14 protein-coding genes, 6 pseudogenes and 1 riboswitch are annotated in these 15,783 nt (G+C 68.0%); of the genes and pseudogenes, 13 read left to right on the top strand and 7 right to left on the bottom strand.

Annotated features, from left to right (window positions below; translation table 11 throughout):
• Positions 1-660 precede the first annotated feature (660 nt).
• Entirely contained in the window at positions 661-1,197 is a 537-nt protein-coding gene (locus tag Ae717Ps2_RS33505; RefSeq protein ID WP_075313183.1) for an ISAs1 family transposase, read from the bottom strand.
• A 6-nt stretch (positions 1,198-1,203) separates the two neighbouring features.
• Between Ae717Ps2_RS33505 and Ae717Ps2_RS33500 the strand changes: the two are divergent.
• From Ae717Ps2_RS33500 to Ae717Ps2_RS39740, 3 genes and pseudogenes are all read left to right on the top strand, one after another.
• Positions 1,204-1,593 (top strand): annotated as a pseudogene (locus Ae717Ps2_RS33500) (RtcB family protein); the annotation flags it as partial.
• 70 nt (positions 1,594-1,663) lie between these two features.
• Positions 1,664-1,975, top strand: a complete 312-nt coding sequence (locus Ae717Ps2_RS33495; RefSeq protein WP_158071584.1) for a transposase — start codon at positions 1,664-1,666, stop codon at positions 1,973-1,975.
• Positions 1,972-2,619: pseudogene (locus Ae717Ps2_RS39740) on the top strand (IS3 family transposase); the annotation flags it as partial. The gene Ae717Ps2_RS33495 and the pseudogene Ae717Ps2_RS39740, both read left to right, overlap by 4 nt.
• Positions 2,620-2,748: 129 nt before the next feature.
• On the opposite strand, the gene Ae717Ps2_RS33485 reads toward Ae717Ps2_RS39740, so the two are convergent.
• Entirely contained in the window at positions 2,749-4,032 is a 1,284-nt protein-coding gene (locus tag Ae717Ps2_RS33485) for an IS256 family transposase (protein ID WP_075334815.1), read from the bottom strand.
• Positions 4,033-4,214: 182 nt separating this feature from the next.
• On the opposite strand from Ae717Ps2_RS33485, the gene Ae717Ps2_RS33480 reads away from it, so the two are divergent.
• The 4 genes from Ae717Ps2_RS33480 (at position 4,215) to Ae717Ps2_RS39980 (ending at position 7,030) form a co-directional block, all read left to right on the top strand.
• Positions 4,215-4,847 carry a plasmid pRiA4b ORF-3 family protein gene (locus Ae717Ps2_RS33480; protein WP_083702652.1) on the top strand — a complete coding sequence of 211 codons (633 nt, stop codon included), beginning with the start codon at positions 4,215-4,217 and terminating at the stop codon, positions 4,845-4,847.
• A gap of 214 nt (positions 4,848-5,061) precedes the next feature.
• The gene (locus Ae717Ps2_RS40150; protein ID WP_075334527.1) at positions 5,062-5,718 is read left to right on the top strand and encodes an META domain-containing protein; all 657 of its coding nucleotides are present in this window, start codon (positions 5,062-5,064) and stop codon (positions 5,716-5,718) included.
• A gap of 491 nt (positions 5,719-6,209) precedes the next feature.
• Positions 6,210-6,581 carry a hypothetical protein gene (locus tag Ae717Ps2_RS33470; protein WP_075334526.1) on the top strand — a complete coding sequence of 124 codons (372 nt, stop codon included), beginning with the start codon at positions 6,210-6,212 and terminating at the stop codon, positions 6,579-6,581.
• Positions 6,582-6,895: 314 nt separating this feature from the next.
• Positions 6,896-7,030 (top strand): hypothetical protein, encoded by a 135-nt coding sequence (locus tag Ae717Ps2_RS39980; RefSeq protein WP_255407990.1) that lies wholly within the window; start codon positions 6,896-6,898, stop codon positions 7,028-7,030.
• Between the two features lie 459 nt (positions 7,031-7,489).
• Here Ae717Ps2_RS39980 and Ae717Ps2_RS33465 read toward each other — a convergent pair whose 3' ends face one another.
• Entirely contained in the window at positions 7,490-8,773 is a 1,284-nt protein-coding gene (locus tag Ae717Ps2_RS33465; RefSeq protein ID WP_075334815.1) for an IS256 family transposase, read from the bottom strand.
• Positions 8,774-9,145: 372 nt separating this feature from the next.
• Positions 9,146-9,246, top strand: a riboswitch (guanidine-I (ykkC/yxkD leader).
• Positions 9,247-9,715: 469 nt separating this feature from the next.
• Between Ae717Ps2_RS33465 and Ae717Ps2_RS33460 the strand changes: the two are divergent.
• The 3 genes and pseudogenes from Ae717Ps2_RS33460 (at position 9,716) to Ae717Ps2_RS33450 (ending at position 12,334) form a co-directional block, all read left to right on the top strand.
• A pseudogene (locus Ae717Ps2_RS33460) lies at positions 9,716-11,412 on the top strand (cytochrome bc complex cytochrome b subunit).
• Positions 11,409-11,876 (top strand): hypothetical protein, encoded by a 468-nt coding sequence (locus Ae717Ps2_RS33455; protein WP_139319127.1) that lies wholly within the window; start codon positions 11,409-11,411, stop codon positions 11,874-11,876. Before Ae717Ps2_RS33460 ends, Ae717Ps2_RS33455 begins: the two are co-directional and overlap by 4 nt.
• A gap of 212 nt (positions 11,877-12,088) precedes the next feature.
• Entirely contained in the window at positions 12,089-12,334 is a 246-nt protein-coding gene (locus Ae717Ps2_RS33450) for an MnhB domain-containing protein (RefSeq protein WP_075334512.1), read from the top strand.
• On the opposite strand, the gene Ae717Ps2_RS33445 is transcribed toward Ae717Ps2_RS33450, so the two are convergent.
• The gene (locus tag Ae717Ps2_RS33445) at positions 12,299-12,544 is read right to left on the bottom strand and encodes an integrase core domain-containing protein (protein WP_158071577.1); all 246 of its coding nucleotides are present in this window, start codon (positions 12,542-12,544) and stop codon (positions 12,299-12,301) included. The genes Ae717Ps2_RS33450 and Ae717Ps2_RS33445 overlap by 36 nt on opposite strands.
• Before the next feature lie 43 nt (positions 12,545-12,587).
• Between Ae717Ps2_RS33445 and Ae717Ps2_RS40765 the strand changes: the two are divergent.
• From Ae717Ps2_RS40765 to Ae717Ps2_RS33435, 3 genes and pseudogenes are all read left to right on the top strand, one after another.
• Positions 12,588-12,698, top strand: a pseudogene (locus Ae717Ps2_RS40765) (helix-turn-helix domain-containing protein); the annotation flags it as partial.
• A 229-nt stretch (positions 12,699-12,927) separates the two neighbouring features.
• Positions 12,928-13,491: an IS30 family transposase gene (locus Ae717Ps2_RS35790; RefSeq protein ID WP_158071630.1), complete on the top strand. Its 564-nt coding sequence runs from the start codon at positions 12,928-12,930 to the stop codon at positions 13,489-13,491.
• A gap of 150 nt (positions 13,492-13,641) precedes the next feature.
• Positions 13,642-14,258 (top strand): annotated as a pseudogene (locus Ae717Ps2_RS33435) (transposase); the annotation flags it as partial.
• A gap of 15 nt (positions 14,259-14,273) precedes the next feature.
• Here the strand turns inward: Ae717Ps2_RS33435 and Ae717Ps2_RS40145 are convergent.
• From Ae717Ps2_RS40145 to Ae717Ps2_RS33420, 3 genes and pseudogenes are all read right to left on the bottom strand, one after another.
• Positions 14,274-14,324 (bottom strand): annotated as a pseudogene (locus Ae717Ps2_RS40145) (hypothetical protein); the annotation flags it as partial.
• Between the two features lie 373 nt (positions 14,325-14,697).
• Positions 14,698-14,844, bottom strand: coding sequence for a hypothetical protein (locus Ae717Ps2_RS37830; RefSeq protein ID WP_158071578.1), 147 nt, complete (start codon positions 14,842-14,844; stop codon positions 14,698-14,700).
• Positions 14,841-15,716: a DUF5753 domain-containing protein gene (locus Ae717Ps2_RS33420; protein WP_075313259.1), complete on the bottom strand. Its 876-nt coding sequence runs from the start codon at positions 15,714-15,716 to the stop codon at positions 14,841-14,843. Before Ae717Ps2_RS33420 ends, Ae717Ps2_RS37830 begins: the two co-directional genes overlap by 4 nt.
• Positions 15,717-15,783 lie beyond the last annotated feature (67 nt).

Genomic DNA, 15,783 nt, shown 5'->3' with positions numbered 1-15,783 from the left:
GCGGCCAGCCTAGATGGCATGGAGTCCTGTAAAGAAATGAGGACTGAGTAGTGAGTCTTTTTGATCCGATGGGTCAAGGCGAGAGGTCGGAGAGTCGCGGAGAAGGTTCGGGGCTACTGCGAAGTGATGATCAGGATACGGTTACATTGCGAACTCGGGAGCGTCTCTTAAGAGTCATTAGTGGCCGCTCGAGGCGATTCCGAGTTGTCGCAGTATCGACCGGGTCGATATTATTTATCTTGCTTGCAGTGACAGGACTTCTGGTCATGACAGAAGAAGGTAGAGTCACCGTAGAGGGAAAGGTCGTGGGATTGATGACATCGCCTTCTCGGAAGGTTGTGGACGGCTTCTTCCCTCTCTCTTCCGGTGGCTGCGCAGGGTCTGGAGAATTCAAAGGAGTGCGGGCGGGAGGACTGATTTCCGTGCTGAACTCGAAGAGGCAATTGATAGGCTCCGGGCGACTAAGCGACTCTATCATTGTGGGGAGTTCGTGTCAATTTAGCTTTAAGGTTGATGGCGTTTTGAAAAACAAGGTCTATCGAGTTAGCGTTGCCGGTCGCATGCCGTTGTCCTGGACTGCGGCGGAAGTTGGATCTCCTGGGGGGATTCGAATAGTTCTTGGAGTGTAGCTGGGGCGCAGCCAGGGCCCCGGCAAAGTCGTCAGATGATCTTGTAGGTGGTCAAGGGCCGGTGGGCGTCTCGGGCGTGGTGGCGTAGTCCGGCGGCGATGTTGGTGGTCCCGGTCAGTCGGAGTGCGGCGATCGCGAGGTTGCGCAGGGCGGCCATGACCTGCGGTCCGGCTGCGGTGCGGGTCTGGGAGCGGTCCTCGTCGAAGGAGACGTCCCGGACCCAGTGCAGCCGGTTCTCGATGTTCCAGTGCCCGCGGATCCAGCGGGCCAGCAAGATCGGGTCTGCCTGGAACGCGGTCAGGCTGGTGATCGCGTAGACGGTCACGGTCTTCCACCGTGCGCCCGGACGTAGCGGGCGGCGCCGGCGGATGAGCCGGATGGCCTGGGCGGCGTGTGGGAAGAACTCCCCGCCCCGGTCCGGGCACCGCTGCAGGGAGAGCACGCTGATCGTGCGGGTCTCGACCCGCCCGTGGCCACGGGCCCGCTGCCGGGCGGCCGGCCCGGTCATCTTCCAGGGCAGCGCACGCAGCCGGGCCAGCAGCGTGGGCTGGTTAGCCTTGACCGTCATCAGGTAGTGCCCACCGAGCTCGACTGGGCCGGGTTCTGGCGCGGCTTCGACCGGCTGCACCATCTGCGCGATGCGTCCTGGACCAGCGAGGACAAGCTGCGTGGCAAGGCCCACCAGCAGCTCGGCTCGCTCGGGGGCGGAAATCACTTTGTGGAGCTCTGCCTCGACGGCGACGACCGGGTCTGGCTGATGCTGCACTCCGGGTCGCGGGGGATCGGCAACATCCTGGCCAACCTGCACATCGAGAAGGCCAAGGTGCTGCCGCACAACCAGGAGCTGCCCGACCGCGACCTGGCCGTGTTCCTCGCCGGCACCCCGCAGATGGACGCCTACCGGGCCGACCTGCACTGGGCGCAGGAGTACGCGCGGCTCAACCGGCGGGTGATGATCGAGCTGTGAGGTTCCCCCGCTTTGCCGGAGTGTCTGAACACTGGTTCGATCTTGAGAGCCAGGAAGGAAGGCACTGGTGACTGCACCGAAGAAGTACCCCGATGAGCTGCGTGAACGGGCGGTTCGGCTGTATCGGGAGTCCGACCCTCGCCCGACGTTCCGGACGCTCGCGCAGCAGCTCGGGGTGCATCACGAGGCCCTGCGCAGCTGGGTCCGCCAAGCCGAGGCCGACACCGGCGAGCGCCATGATCGGCCGTCGACCGACATGCTCGCCGAGAACCGCAGGCTGGCGAAGGAAAACGCCGAGCTGCGGCGGGTCAACGAGGTCCTGCGCGCGGCGAGCGCCTATTTCGCCTCCGAGATCGGCCCGACCCGGAGGTGGTCATGAGCTTCGTCGACGCCCATGGCTTCCCCGCCGGTCTCGTACTACGGGTCCTTGGTGTGCCGGTCTCGACCTACTACGACTGGCGCACCCGCCGCGCGAACCCCTCTCAGCGCCACCTCGACGACGCCGTGCTCCTCGAACAGATCGTGAAGATCCGCTCGGTCAGCGAGTTCGCCACCGCCTACGGATCCCCGCGGGTCTGGCTCGAGCTGCGCCGCCAAGGCGTGCACGTCGGCCGCAAGCGCGTCGAGCGGATCATGCGCGAGCACGGCCTGCAGGGCGCCCACCTGCGCCGCGGCTGGAAGGGCGGCTCGACCCGGCAGAACCCCGCCCACCGGCCGGCGCCGGACCTGCTCGAACGCGACTTCACCGCGGCCGCGCCGAACCGGGTGTGGGTGGCCGATCTGACCCGGATCGTCACCGGCGAGGGCGTGTTGTGGATGGCCTCGGTGCGTGACGCGTTCTCCAACCGGGTCGTCGGCTGGGCCACCGACTCCCGTGCGACGACCGCGCTGGTGCTCACCGCGCTCAACCACGCCCTGCGCTCGCGGGACCTGCGCCCCGGCCAGTTGATCTTCCACAGCGACAAGGGAGCCCAGTACACAGCGCTGCGGTTCACCCAGCGCCTGGTCGACGCCGGTGTCGCCCCGTCGACCGGGTCCAACGTCGGACATACGGCGCTCGATGCTGTCGCGGTAGACCATGATCAGCCCGCACCCCAGGCGCGCGCCGGATCCGCCGGCGAGCAATCGTCAAGACCTGTGGATGAAGATCTTTTAGGCGGCTTCGGTGTGGGTGTGGTCGTCGGGTCGTTCAACGAGTCGTCCGGCCTCGAAGACTGCTCCGGCGCGGACGAGCGCGACCAGGTGCGGGCCGTTCACGGCGCGCCAGCGGTCCTGGGCGGCTTCGATGAGTTTGAACGCCATCGCGAGCCCGGCGGTGCGTGAGCCGGGCCCGCGGGTGACGCGGGTGCGGTGGCGGACGGTCGCGAACGTGGACTCGATCGGGTTCGTGGTGCGTAGGTACTGCCAGTGCTCGGCGGGGAAGTCGTAGAAGGCGAGCAACTCATCGAGGTCGTCACGGACCTTCGCCACGGCCTTGCCGAACTTTGCCCCGTAGGCGGCGTCGAAGCAGGTCACGGCGTCGAGGGCCTTGTGTTTGTCTTCGACGTTCCAGATCTCGGTCAGCGCCTTCTTCGCTCCCGGATGCGCCGACTTGGGCAGGGCGGCGAGGACGTTGGCGGTTTTGTGCACCCAGCAGCGCTGCTCACGGGTCTCGGGGAACACCTCCCGTAGCGCGCCCCAGAACCCGAGCGCGCCGTCCCCGACGGCCAGGACGGGGGCGCGCATGCCGCGCCGCGCGCAGTCGCGCAGCAGGTCCGCCCAGGACTCGGTCGCTTCCCGGTAGCCGTCGACGAGGGCGACGAGCTCCTTGTGCCCGTCGGCGCGGACTCCGATGAGCACGAGCAGACACAACTTGTGCTCGGCGAGGCGGATGGTGACGTGGATGCCGTCGGCCCACACGTACACGTAGTCCACCCCGGACAGGTCCCGGTGGGAGAACGCCTGCTGCTCGGTCTTCCAGGTCTCGGTCAGCCTGGTGACCGTCGATGAGGACAGGCCCGCGTTGGAGCCGAGGAACTGCCCCAGCGCGGGCACGAAGTCCCCCGACGAGAGGCCGTGCAGGTAGAGCAGCGGCAGCACCTCGGTGATCTTCGGCGTCCTGCGGCACCAGGACGGCAGGATCGCCGAGGAGAACCGGCGCCGCTCGCCCGTCGCGGGGTCGATCCGGCGGTCGTCGACCCGCGGCGCCCGCACCGCCACCGCGCCCGCGGCTGTCACCACCTCGCGAGGCTCGTGGGAGCCGTTGCGCACCACCAGACGCCGCCCGTGGGCGTCGCGTTCGTTGCTGTGGCGGGTGATGTAGTCGTCGACCTCGGCCTGCAGAGCCTGGGCGAGCATCCGGCGGGCGCCCTCGCGGACGAGCTCGTCGATCAACGCCGGCCCCTCCTGCACACGGGCCTCGTCACCGGATCCGGCCTCGGGAACTACGCTGAGCATGGGTCGTGCCCTTCCGACCAGCGTTGCTGCGCCGGTCTTGCTTGAGAGCCTTCAAGATCACCGGAAGGGTACGGCCCCTCCACAGTCATCCACAGGTCTCAAGCATTGCTCCACTTTCACCGAGCGACAACTGCGGAACCCAGGCCCTGCCGCTGGGTCGAGACGGTGAGACCATCGCAGCCATGCCCCACACAGACACCACGGCACCGGCGGCAGTGCCCGCGGTCGCTCCCTCGACAGCGCCGACGGCGGGTCGGTCGGCGATCTTCCGGATCGGGATCGCACTACTCGAGGTCGACCTCGAGGTCCACCGGACCGTCGAGGTCCCCGCCGAGGTCACCCTCGCCGTCCTGCACCAGGTCATCCAGGAAGCAATGGGGTGGGAGAGCTCCCACCTGCACAAGTTCACCATCAACGACACCTGCTACGGCATCCCCGACCCGGACTGGGACCCCGCCTGGGACCTCGGCGACCGTACCCACGACGAGCAGGCCGTCACCCTCGCCCAGCTCTTCCAGGTCGGGCAGGAAGCCGACTACGTCTACGACTTCGGCGACAACTGGCACCACACCCTGACCGTCACCGCGCTCACCACCGCCGAGCCCGCAGTGCGCTACCCACGCTGTATCGACGGCCGCGGCGCCTGCCCACCCGAAGACGTCGGCGGCACACCCGGCTACGCCGCATTCCTCGACGCACTCGCCGACCCCGACCACCCCGAACACACCGACCGAGTCCAATGGTGGGGATCAGACCAGTACGACCCCCACCACTTCGACCTCGACGCCACCAACACCGCCCTCCTGACGCTGTGACACCCGCAGGCCGTGCCGAGGACGCCGACCTGGGCCCTACCGCCTGAGCCCGGGGCTGCGACCAGGAGGCTCGCCCCCGCGTCCCCGAGACGCGGCCCGCAGCAGCGACACCGCCGAAGGCTTCGCGGTCACCTACCGTCGCTCCGCCGCAGGCGGCGAGGTCACCTACTGTCGGCTGGACCTACCCGTCAGTAACCGTGTTGGAATGAAACCCATGCACACGACTTCCCGCGCACGACGCGCCGGTGCCGCAGCGCTCCTCGCCGCCGTCGCCCTCACCACCGCCGGCGCACTCACCACCAGCACCGCCACCGCCGACGCCACCCAGCCCGCCGCGGCCGAGCAGCCCTACTACGAGGTCTGGGAACCCGGACAGCACCAGCCCCCGCACCCCACCGCAGGAGTCCACGTGCCCCGACCCGACACCACCACCACCGACACCGACGGCCCCCACGCCGTCGGACCCCTCCCCGCCACACCCGCCGCACTCACCACACCGACCGACCCGGCCGCGGCTACCACGCTGCCGATGCCGACCGATGCCCCCTCCGCGCATCCCCTGCAGCAGGCCCTGATCGGCCACTGGACCCCCGCGGACGACACCACCGCAGGGCGAGCGTTCGTCGAGTTCACCCCCGACGGACACTGGACCGGCTCCGACGGCTGCAACCACCTGACCGGCACCTGGGGCGTTCACACCGACGACACATTCACCGCCACCGCCAACCCGACCACCCTCATGAACTGCGAGAACGTCCCCATCGCCGACTGGCTCACCCAGACCAGCCACGCCGACATCACCAACAACACCCTCGTCCTGCGCGGCCCCGCCGGCGACACCACCACCACCGTCCTGACCCGCCACCCCTGACACCCCTGACACCCCGGCACCGCCCCCCCACGACAACACCCTTCCCCCGCGCAGTGCGATAGGTCACACTGAAGGTGTTCGGGTCTGCAGCGGTCGCACCCACCCGGCGCGCTGGGGAGCGCACGCCACCCGCGACCGCCCACCAGGGCCGGGCCGCCCACCCCTCCGGCGACGGCCCGGCCCACCCCGTCACCCAGCCCCCCCCCGACCCCACAGGACGCCGCCGGACGTCGCCGGACCGTGGCGAACCAGGACAGATCAGGACACACCAGGAAGGACCACGGTGCGTGACACGACCGTGTCCCCTGTCCGACCAGACACCTCCTGTACGGGTGGTCGCGACGGCTGTCGCAGCAACAGTCCGTGCGCGCCGCGCGCGACCCGGGTGACAGTGTTTGACCTGTAGTTTCCCGACCTGAACCCTCTCGTTGCAGCTGGCACGGGCTCCCCTCGTATCCGACGTGCCAGCAACAACCAGGAGGACATACCCCATGTGGAAGAAGACCGGGATCGTCGTCGCCGCCTCGGCCGCATCGCTGATGGCGCTCTCCCCGGTGGCGATGGCCCACGGCACCCACAGCGGTGACCACGGTGACGGGATCGACAAGAGCGCCGAAGGCCTGATCGCCGGCCTCAACGGCAACAACATCAACGTCCCGATCCAGGCCTGCAACAACAACATCCCGCTCAACCTCGTCGGGCTGCAGGTCCCCATCGAGGACGCCGCCGCCGCGAACGGGCTCACCGGCGCACTCGGGATCCTCGGATCCGGCACCGCGAAGTCCGGGGACTCGGTCACCGACCAGTCCGACAACTGCGCCCAGGCCGGCGCCGCCGGAGACACCGTCAAGGGCCACAAGTAACACCCGCACCACCCAGCACTGCTTCGCCGACGGCCCAACCTTCACCACGCCGGCGACCACGCGGTCTGCTCTTCTGCCCACCAACAGCACACAGACCGCGCACAGGACAGAGCCCCGCCCCGAGGGACCACGGCACTGACCCACAGGGTGCCCACCCCCGGGGCGGGGCTCTCCCACATCCCCGACAGCCCGGCAACGACAACGTCCCGAACCGGCGCCTCTACACTCGCCCCATAAAACTGGACTCGATCCAGAAACCCTCCGGCAGGCCCCCGGTGGCGGCTCCGGGGACAGCGGATCAGCCCGGACTCTACTTGGGCAACGGGCAGATGCTGCACGCCCCGCAGACCGGGGACGTGGTCAAGGTCGAACCCGACATCTGGTCCAGCCCCTACTACTCGGGCGAGTTCATCGGGGCGGTCCGCGCGACCAACCCCACCGCTGCCTGAACCCATCACACGGAGGACGCCGGGGCCTTACCCCCCGACGGCTCGGGGATCGTGGTCCGCACGCGCCGCTTCTTCACCGGGAACATCCCGATCACCGACACCGGGGACCTCGATCACCAACAGTGAGCAGCCAACGGTCGGTCACATAGGATGTCGGTCATGGTGCCCATGTCATCGACGTCGATCGGGTCGCCGCGGCGGGCTCGTGAGGTGCTGGTCATCACCCGCCAGGATTTTGACCTGCCCGGCAAGGACCTTTCCCGGGCAGCGGCAGTGCTCACCGATCACTTCACCGAGCTGCTACGCCGCGGTGTTCTGTCCCGCGCGGTCGCCGAGGCGATCCTCAACGTCGGACATACGGCGCTCGATGCTGTCGCGGTAGACCATGATCAGCCCGCACCCCAGGCGCGCGCCGGATCCGCCGGCGAGCAATCGTCAAGACCTGTGGATGAAGATCTTTTAGGCGGCTTCGGTGTGGGTGTGGTCGTCGGGTCGTTCAACGAGTCGTCCGGCCTCGAAGACTGCTCCGGCGCGGACGAGCGCGACCAGGTGCGGGCCGTTCACGGCGCGCCAGCGGTCCTGGGCGGCTTCGATGAGTTTGAACGCCATCGCGAGCCCGGCGGTGCGTGAGCCGGGCCCGCGGGTGACGCGGGTGCGGTGGCGGACGGTCGCGAACGTGGACTCGATCGGGTTCGTGGTGCGTAGGTACTGCCAGTGCTCGGCGGGGAAGTCGTAGAAGGCGAGCAACTCATCGAGGTCGTCACGGACCTTCGCCACGGCCTTGCCGAACTTTGCCCCGTAGGCGGCGTCGAAGCAGGTCACGGCGTCGAGGGCCTTGTGTTTGTCTTCGACGTTCCAGATCTCGGTCAGCGCCTTCTTCGCTCCCGGATGCGCCGACTTGGGCAGGGCGGCGAGGACGTTGGCGGTTTTGTGCACCCAGCAGCGCTGCTCACGGGTCTCGGGGAACACCTCCCGTAGCGCGCCCCAGAACCCGAGCGCGCCGTCCCCGACGGCCAGGACGGGGGCGCGCATGCCGCGCCGCGCGCAGTCGCGCAGCAGGTCCGCCCAGGACTCGGTCGCTTCCCGGTAGCCGTCGACGAGGGCGACGAGCTCCTTGTGCCCGTCGGCGCGGACTCCGATGAGCACGAGCAGACACAACTTGTGCTCGGCGAGGCGGATGGTGACGTGGATGCCGTCGGCCCACACGTACACGTAGTCCACCCCGGACAGGTCCCGGTGGGAGAACGCCTGCTGCTCGGTCTTCCAGGTCTCGGTCAGCCTGGTGACCGTCGATGAGGACAGGCCCGCGTTGGAGCCGAGGAACTGCCCCAGCGCGGGCACGAAGTCCCCCGACGAGAGGCCGTGCAGGTAGAGCAGCGGCAGCACCTCGGTGATCTTCGGCGTCCTGCGGCACCAGGACGGCAGGATCGCCGAGGAGAACCGGCGCCGCTCGCCCGTCGCGGGGTCGATCCGGCGGTCGTCGACCCGCGGCGCCCGCACCGCCACCGCGCCCGCGGCTGTCACCACCTCGCGAGGCTCGTGGGAGCCGTTGCGCACCACCAGACGCCGCCCGTGGGCGTCGCGTTCGTTGCTGTGGCGGGTGATGTAGTCGTCGACCTCGGCCTGCAGAGCCTGGGCGAGCATCCGGCGGGCGCCCTCGCGGACGAGCTCGTCGATCAACGCCGGCCCCTCCTGCACACGGGCCTCGTCACCGGATCCGGCCTCGGGAACTACGCTGAGCATGGGTCGTGCCCTTCCGACCAGCGTTGCTGCGCCGGTCTTGCTTGAGAGCCTTCAAGATCACCGGAAGGGTACGGCCCCTCCACAGTCATCCACAGGTCTCAAGCATTGCTCCGGTGGCGACCAGCTGGACCAGTGAGCCTTTGCCAACCTGATGTTCGGGCTGGTCAGAGCAGGTACGGCGTGGCGTGACCTCGCACGTACTGAGAACTGACGCCGTGAGCGCCACCAGCGCCACGCCGACGGCGATCTGCTGCGACAGCGCCTGGCCCGCAACCTGCGCGAGCGATTCGGCGGCAACACCGACCCGCAGTGAGGCGCTGATGCGACGAGAACCGGACGATCGGCTAGAATCCGATGCGATCCACCACGATGGTGGGGCGCGTCTAGGGTTCCGTCCCGTCCCTCGGGAGTCTGGTCCGAGAGATGCAGGCGGCCGCGAGGCCGTCCCACGGCGGGACAAAAGCCCGGGAGGCAACTGGTTGGCATCAGTCGCTCCCGCTGCTGGTGTCTGGCGAGAGGGCTTCCGACCGTGTCCGTCACCGGCTTGCCGTCCTTTACTGTGGACCGGTGCAGGGTCATAGTTCCTGGTCGACAGGTGCCACGCCCCGGTGGTGCCCACGGCCGGTTTTGCCGTTCCCGGGCGGCAGACGGCCCTACGCGGCCCTACGGGTCGATTCCCTCAGAGCGTGTTTGAGAAGCGCTCAAAGTGACGTCCGATATCCGCGTCGCACCGGTGCTCCGCTCGGGCGACCTGCAGAAGTCCCGCCAGTCTTGGCCTTACGGCCACGCGAGAGCCACTGCTGCGCGGGCTTCTCAAACACGTTCACACAGAGTGGGCCGATCTGGTCCACCGAACGTCATTGACGATCCGTGCAGGAGCCGGGGTGGCATCGCGTCTGTAATCTGGCCCTCACTGAGTATTCGAGGAGGAAGCTCCAAGATATGAACTCAACCGATGCGTTGGCGAAGAGACCGAAGCCGCCGGGGACGAGCGCAGTGGTGCTCGATCAGGCCGACGAGCGTTTCGCTTATGCGGCCGGGTTGCGGAAGCAGTTCAACAAGGTCTTCCCGACCCATTGGTCGTTCATGCTGGGCGAGATTGCTCTCTACAGCTTCATCATCGTTCTTCTGTCGGGCGTGTACCTGGCGCTGTTCTTCGATCCCTCGATGGAGGAGGTCGTTTACAACGGCCCCTACGACCCGCTGCGCGGAGTGCACATGTCAAGGGCCTATGAGTCGGCCCTCGAGCTGACGTTCGAGGTGCGCGGCGGCCTGTTCATGCGGCAGCTCCACCACTGGTCGGCGCTGCTGTTCGTCGCTTCGATGATCTGTCACATGTTCCGTGTGTATTTCACCGGAGCATTCCGCAAGCCGCGTGAGGCGAACTGGGTGATCGGGGTGAACCTGATCCTACTCGGCACCTTTGCCGGTTTCACCGGCTACTCGCTGCCCGACGAGATGCTCTCCGGGTCGGTCTGCGCATCGCCTCCGGTATCACCTTGTCCGTGCCCGTGGTCGGCACCTGGGTGCACTGGGCGTTGTTCGGTGGCGAGTTCATGGGAATGGAGATCATCCCGCGGCTCTACATCATTCACGTGCTGATCCTGCCCGGGGTCATCCTCGCGCTGATCGCGGTGCACTTGGGGTTGGTGTGGTACCAGAAGCATACCCAGTTCCCCGGCGTCGGTCGGACAGAGAACAACGTCGTTGGTGTGCGCATCATGCCGCAGTTCGCCGCCAAGGGTGGCGCGTTCTTTTTCGTCGTCACCGGTGTCCTGGTGCTAATCGCCGGACTCTTCGAGATCAACCGCATCTGGTTCTTCGGGCCCTACGATCCCTCGCACGTCTCGGCCGGGTCGCAGCCCGACTTCTATATGCTCTTCTCCGAAGGGATGGGGCGGATCTTCCCGCCGTGGGAATTCTACCTGTTCGACACGTACACCATCCCGTCGGCGTTCCTGCCGACCGCGGCGTTCCTGCCCGTGTTGTTCGCCGTGGCGTCCGCGTATCCGAGGATCGAGCGGAGGTTCACCGGCGACCAGGCGCACCACAACCTGCTCCAGCGGCCCCGGGACGTGCCTGTCCGGACGGCGCTGGGGGCGATGGCGATCGCGTTCTACCTATGGTTGGTGCTCTGCGGGTTCAACGACTGGATCGCGCTGTTCTTCCACGTCTCGCTCAACGCGACGACCTGGGCGGGGCGGCTCGGGCTGCTGATCGTGCCGCCGATCGTGTACTGGGTGGCCTACCGCTGGTGCATCGGGTTGCAGAACTCCGACCGCGCGGTGCTGGAGCACGGCCTGGAGACCGGCATCATCACGCGGCTCCCACACGGCCAGTATGTCGAGCTACACCAGCCGCTGGCCGGTCTCGACAAGGACGGCCACCCGGTCGTGCTCGACTACCAGGGCGCCTCGGTGCCGAAGCGGATGAACCAGCTGGGCGCTGCCGGGAGGCCGGTGCCCGGCAGCCTGTTCAGCCCGGACCCGCCCGCGGAGACTGCGGCGCTCGTACGCGCCCGGCAGGAGCTGCGGGACCGGGAACGGGCCGAGGCCGACGAACGGGCCAGGGCCGGCGTCGACGCTCCGGAGGCGGCGCAGCGGGCTGAGCGCTCCGCCGGGCGGGGGGCTGCGCCATGATCCGATGGCTCCGGCGACGTGACCATTTGGAAGACCGGGAGATCGATGCGTTGCAGGAGCGCTTTCCCGACGTCGTTTTCCACCTCCGCGACGCGTTCGACGTGAACAGGGTCGACCCTGGAACCGAGCTCGCCTACGCACGCATCAGCCGGAACGGTGACGTTCTCTCACTCTGCTCGGCCGTCCACCGGGTAGACAGCAGCATGTCGGAATGGCGGTTGGCGGTGACACGGACGGACAAAGCCAGCGGCGCCCCGCTGGCCCTACCTGACGCAGAAGCCCGGCAATGGGCGATCGCGGTGTTCGGCCCCATCCACGCGAAGTCGGTGGTCACCGTCGTAGCGCCTCTACTGCAGGAACTCCCCATCGAGTACCGGGCTGCCACCCATTTCACCCTCAGGATCGCGCCCGGTGACCTCCCACTCGACACCGCGAAACCCTGGCACACTCGAGGAACTCGGTGAAGACCTCGCCCGGGCCCGCAGGCGAACCGGTGACCGAGTGGACGGTCGACGCCCGCGCCTCCCCGGGCAGGTGGCAGGAACCGGTGGGATGGAGAGCGCCTCGGGCGTACACCCCATCTCCAGGCAGAGGGACACCCGCTGTGGACGACGAGTCGCCGGGCGGCGGACCCGGGCCGGAAGGTTACATCTCCCCGCTGGTTCCCGTTGCCCGTATGCTGTTCCCCGTCATGCTGTTGTACTCGATCTACCTGCTGGTCGGCGGACACTACGGCCCGGGGGGCGGGTTCTCCGGCGGGCTTGTAGCTGGCCTCGCGTTCGTCCTTCGCCACATCGCCAGCGGCGAGCCCGCGGGGCGAGGAGTGACGCAGGTCCACCCGCCCGTGATCATGGGTTGGAGTGTTCCCGATTTCTTTGACGCCGGTTTAGGCTGCCAAGTCGGTTATTTTCCTGAATCCTAGCTCGTATTCGGTGGGTGTCAAGTATCCGAGGGTGGAGTGCCGTCTGCGACGGTTGTAGTAGCTCTCGATCCACACGAATGTCTGCTGTCGGACCTCGGTGACGTCGTTCCATGGCCGGGTGTGGATGAGTTCTTTCTTGTAGCTGGCGAAGAACGACTCGGCGACGGCGTTGTCGAAGCAGGTGGCGGCGAGTTCAGCCGGTCGTAGCACTTGATCTTGGTTGTTCGGCGGGACAGGATGTTCCGTGCGTGAGATGTTGATGTTGTCGGATCGGGAGGAGATCTCGAGGGGTCTCGCGGAGGGCTTGTCCTACAAGCAGATCGCCTCGGTGGTGGGTCGTGATCGGTCGGTGATCTCTCGTGAGGTCCGTCGTCACGGCGGACGCTACGAGTACCGGGCCGCGGCAGCGCAGGAACGGGCCCTGGCGGCGCGGGAGCGGCCGAAGCAGTTCGCGGTGGACCGTCACCCGCGGTTGCGCGGGATCGTGCATGCTCTGTTGCGTGGTGGCTGGTCACCGGCCTCGATCGCGGCCGGTTGCCGACCGAGCACCCCGATGACGAGGCTTGTCGGGTGTCTCACGAGGCGATCTACCAGTGGATCTATGCCACCCCGGTGTCCACGCTGGCCGCGAAGCTGCTCGCGCTACGGTCCGGGCGCACCGCCCGACGAGGCGGCGCCAAGCCCCCACCGGCCCCGCGGATCAAGGACCCGACCTACATCGACGCCCGCCCCCGCCGACGCCCAGGGGCGCCGCCGTGCCCGGCCACTGGGAGGGTGACCTGGTCATCGGCAAGAACGGCAAGACCGCCGTCGCCACGCTGGTCGAGCGCACCTCCCGGTTCCTGGTCCTCGTGCCCCTGACCGGCCGCGACGCGCTCACCGTCGGCCGTGGGGTCATCGCCGCCACCAGCGGTCTGCCCGCGCACATGCGGGCCTCACTGACCTGGGACTGCGGTGCCGAGATGGCCGGCCACGCCACCGTCACCAAGGGCTCGATGCCGGTGTACCTCGCCCACCCACACTCGCCGTGGGAACGCGGCAGCAACGAGAACCTCAACCGCATCGTCCGCGAGTACTTCCCGAAAGGCACGGACATCACCTCGGACCCGAAATACCTGGCGATGGTGGCTTGCGACATCAACGACCGACCCCCGTAAAATCCACAACTGGAAGAAGCCCTCCGAGATATTCGCCGAACTCGTTGAGCTAGATGCTTCAACCGCCTGAATTCGCCGGGGCCTGACCCCGGTTCTTGGACACGCTGAATCCAGCACTTGGTGCTGGGGAAGCGAGATGATCTGAGAATCATGGCCAGGAAGAGCTACTCCGAGGAGTTCCGTCGTCAGGCCGTGGACTTGTACGAGTCCACCCCGGGCGCCACGGTCCGCGGTATCGCCGAGGACCTCGGCATCGTGCGCGGGACGCTGCGGCACTGGCTCGAGGTCTACGGGACCGGCAGGAAGACCGCCGCTGACCGGACACCGACCTCCAGCCCGCTGCAGTCGAGGACGGCCACGACGACGAGCCCGTCGGCGCCGACCGATGAGACGCCGGCCCAGAAGATCGCCCGGCTTGAAGCGAGGGTGGACGAGCTCGAGATCGAGACCACCAAGCTCACGACCGAGCGGGAGATCCTTCAGCGGGCGGCCAAGTATTTCGCCGGGGAGACGCGCTGGTGAGTCGCTTCCAGTTCGTCGCCGACAACTCCGCCACCTTCGAGGTGAAGCGACTCTGTGAGCTCGTCGAGATCGAGCGCTCGTCCTACTACGCCTGGGTCAAGGCCGCCCCGGCACGCGACGAGCGTGCCCGGGCCGATGTCGAGCTCGCGGAGCGGATCAGGGCCGTCCACGCCGAGGACAACACCCAAGGGGCGCCACGGACCCACCACTCCGTGGGCGAAGTGGGCGGGCCGGGCGAGGGCGTCCTCGCGGCAGGCCTGCAGGATCGGGCAGCTCATGCAGAGCGTCTTGGCCTCGGCGGTCTGCTGCAGGGCCGGTCCGCTGGTGCCGACCGGGAAGAACAGCTCGACGTTGTCAGGGGCGGCAGGGCAGCCGCGACGCGCGGTCGACGACCGGCATGACCGGCGTGCGGCGCGTGCTGGGTACGGTCTTCATGGGCGCCTGACTTCCTCATGCAGGGGATCGGTTTGGTAGTCCGCTCTGAGGCCTCGGCGGTGCCAGCCGCCGGGGCCTCTCTGCACTCAAGACTAGTCGACGACTAGTCGGGAGTCGCGCCCTGATTCCCGTCCTACCGCACCGAGTGCGCACATATGTCCCGCGACCAGCAGATTTACCGAGTCGCGGACCTAGTCGCGATCTGCGACTAACTCGTCGTCGTGGTCCGGACGGGGAGGCGGGCCCCGGTCACGACGGTTCCGGGTGGACGGTGTCCATGTGCAGCCGCAGCCCCCGGCGTCCGCCCTGGGTGCACAGCCCGCACACCCCGCAGGACCAGGTCAGATAGTCGTCGTCGGGCAACTCGTCGCCGGGCATGACCGGGGTGCCGGTCATGAGCCGTTCGAGGTGAGCTGCCTGAGGTCGTCGCGGATCCGGTCGAGTAGAGCCAGGAGCGCCGGGCCGTGCTCGGCGAGGCCTTGCTGCTCGGCGAGGAACTGCTCGTAGAGCTCCACGTCGGCGGGCTCGGTGACTTCCTGCTCGGCGGTGAGGGTCTCGATCTCCACGGTCGACGGCGCGTCGGCATAGCGCAGCACCACGAACGAGTGCAGCGGGCGCGCGGCGGTGCGCTCCTGGGTCTCGCGTGACAGGACGCCGATGCGGACGTTGGGCAGTCCGGCCAGGGTGGCGATGCGGTCGAGCTGGGCGAGTGAGAGCGCGACCGAGCCCGGGCGCCAGCGCAGCGCGGTCTCGGTGATGACCAGGTCGAACTGCTTGGTCTCGTCGAAGAGCACGGTCTGGCGGTTCATCAGCGCCAGCACCGCGGCCGGGATCTCGTCGGCCGGGAGCAGGGTGTGGACCTCACGCAGGCGGCGGGCGTACTCGGGGGTCTGCAGCAGTCCGGGCACCACTTCGGACTGGAACACCCCGATTCCGCTGGTCTCGGTGTCGCGGCGGCCTCGCGCGTCCTGCTGGGTCGCGGCATCCGGGCGGTCGGCGTCGCGCCAGGGACGTACGCGGGTACCGGTCTCGCGGGCCAGGGCGAGCACCTCGGTGCGTTCGTCGTCGCTGGCCTGGACCCGGTCGAGCCACTGGTGGATATCTGCGATGACCAGGGCGGAGGTGCCGTTCTCCATCTTGGAGGTCTTGCTCTGTGACCAGCCGAAAGGCTGCCCGAGGGCAGCGGCCGACAGCCCAGCGGCCTGGCGGAGCTCCTTCAAGCGCGCCGCCAGGCGCTGGTGCTGAGGGTGGATCTCGGCGCGAGTCAAGGGTGCTTAGCTCGCAGCGTGCTCAGGGGTCTCGGCGCCAGTGCGCGGGGCCGGGACCAGGCGGTAC

The organism is Pseudonocardia sp. Ae717_Ps2 (assembly GCF_001932475.1).
Classification (GTDB): Bacteria; Actinomycetota; Actinomycetes; order Mycobacteriales; family Pseudonocardiaceae; genus Pseudonocardia.
The sequence above is the reverse complement of the archived record's forward strand: the minus strand, read 5'-3'. Positions and strand labels throughout refer to the sequence as shown.

What these genes read in the sequence shown, in the direction of transcription:
- Ae717Ps2_RS33505 (WP_075313183.1), bottom strand. Translation starts at nt 1,197, where the DNA reads ATGACGGTCAAGGCTAACCAGCCCACGCTGCTGGCCCGGCTGCGTGCG.
- Ae717Ps2_RS33485 (WP_075334815.1), bottom strand. Translation starts at nt 4,032, where the DNA reads ATGCTCAGCGTAGTTCCCGAGGCCGGATCCGGTGACGAGGCCCGTGTG.
- Ae717Ps2_RS33480 (WP_083702652.1), top strand. Translation starts at nt 4,215, where the DNA reads ATGCCCCACACAGACACCACGGCACCGGCGGCAGTGCCCGCGGTCGCT.
- Ae717Ps2_RS40150 (WP_075334527.1), top strand. Translation starts at nt 5,062, where the DNA reads ATGCACACGACTTCCCGCGCACGACGCGCCGGTGCCGCAGCGCTCCTC.
- Ae717Ps2_RS33470 (WP_075334526.1), top strand. Translation starts at nt 6,210, where the DNA reads ATGTGGAAGAAGACCGGGATCGTCGTCGCCGCCTCGGCCGCATCGCTG.
- Ae717Ps2_RS33465 (WP_075334815.1), bottom strand. Translation starts at nt 8,773, where the DNA reads ATGCTCAGCGTAGTTCCCGAGGCCGGATCCGGTGACGAGGCCCGTGTG.
- Ae717Ps2_RS33455 (WP_139319127.1), top strand. Translation starts at nt 11,409, where the DNA reads ATGATCCGATGGCTCCGGCGACGTGACCATTTGGAAGACCGGGAGATC.
- Ae717Ps2_RS33450 (WP_075334512.1), top strand. Translation starts at nt 12,089, where the DNA reads ATGCTGTTCCCCGTCATGCTGTTGTACTCGATCTACCTGCTGGTCGGC.
- Ae717Ps2_RS37830 (WP_158071578.1), bottom strand. Translation starts at nt 14,844, where the DNA reads ATGACCGGCACCCCGGTCATGCCCGGCGACGAGTTGCCCGACGACGAC.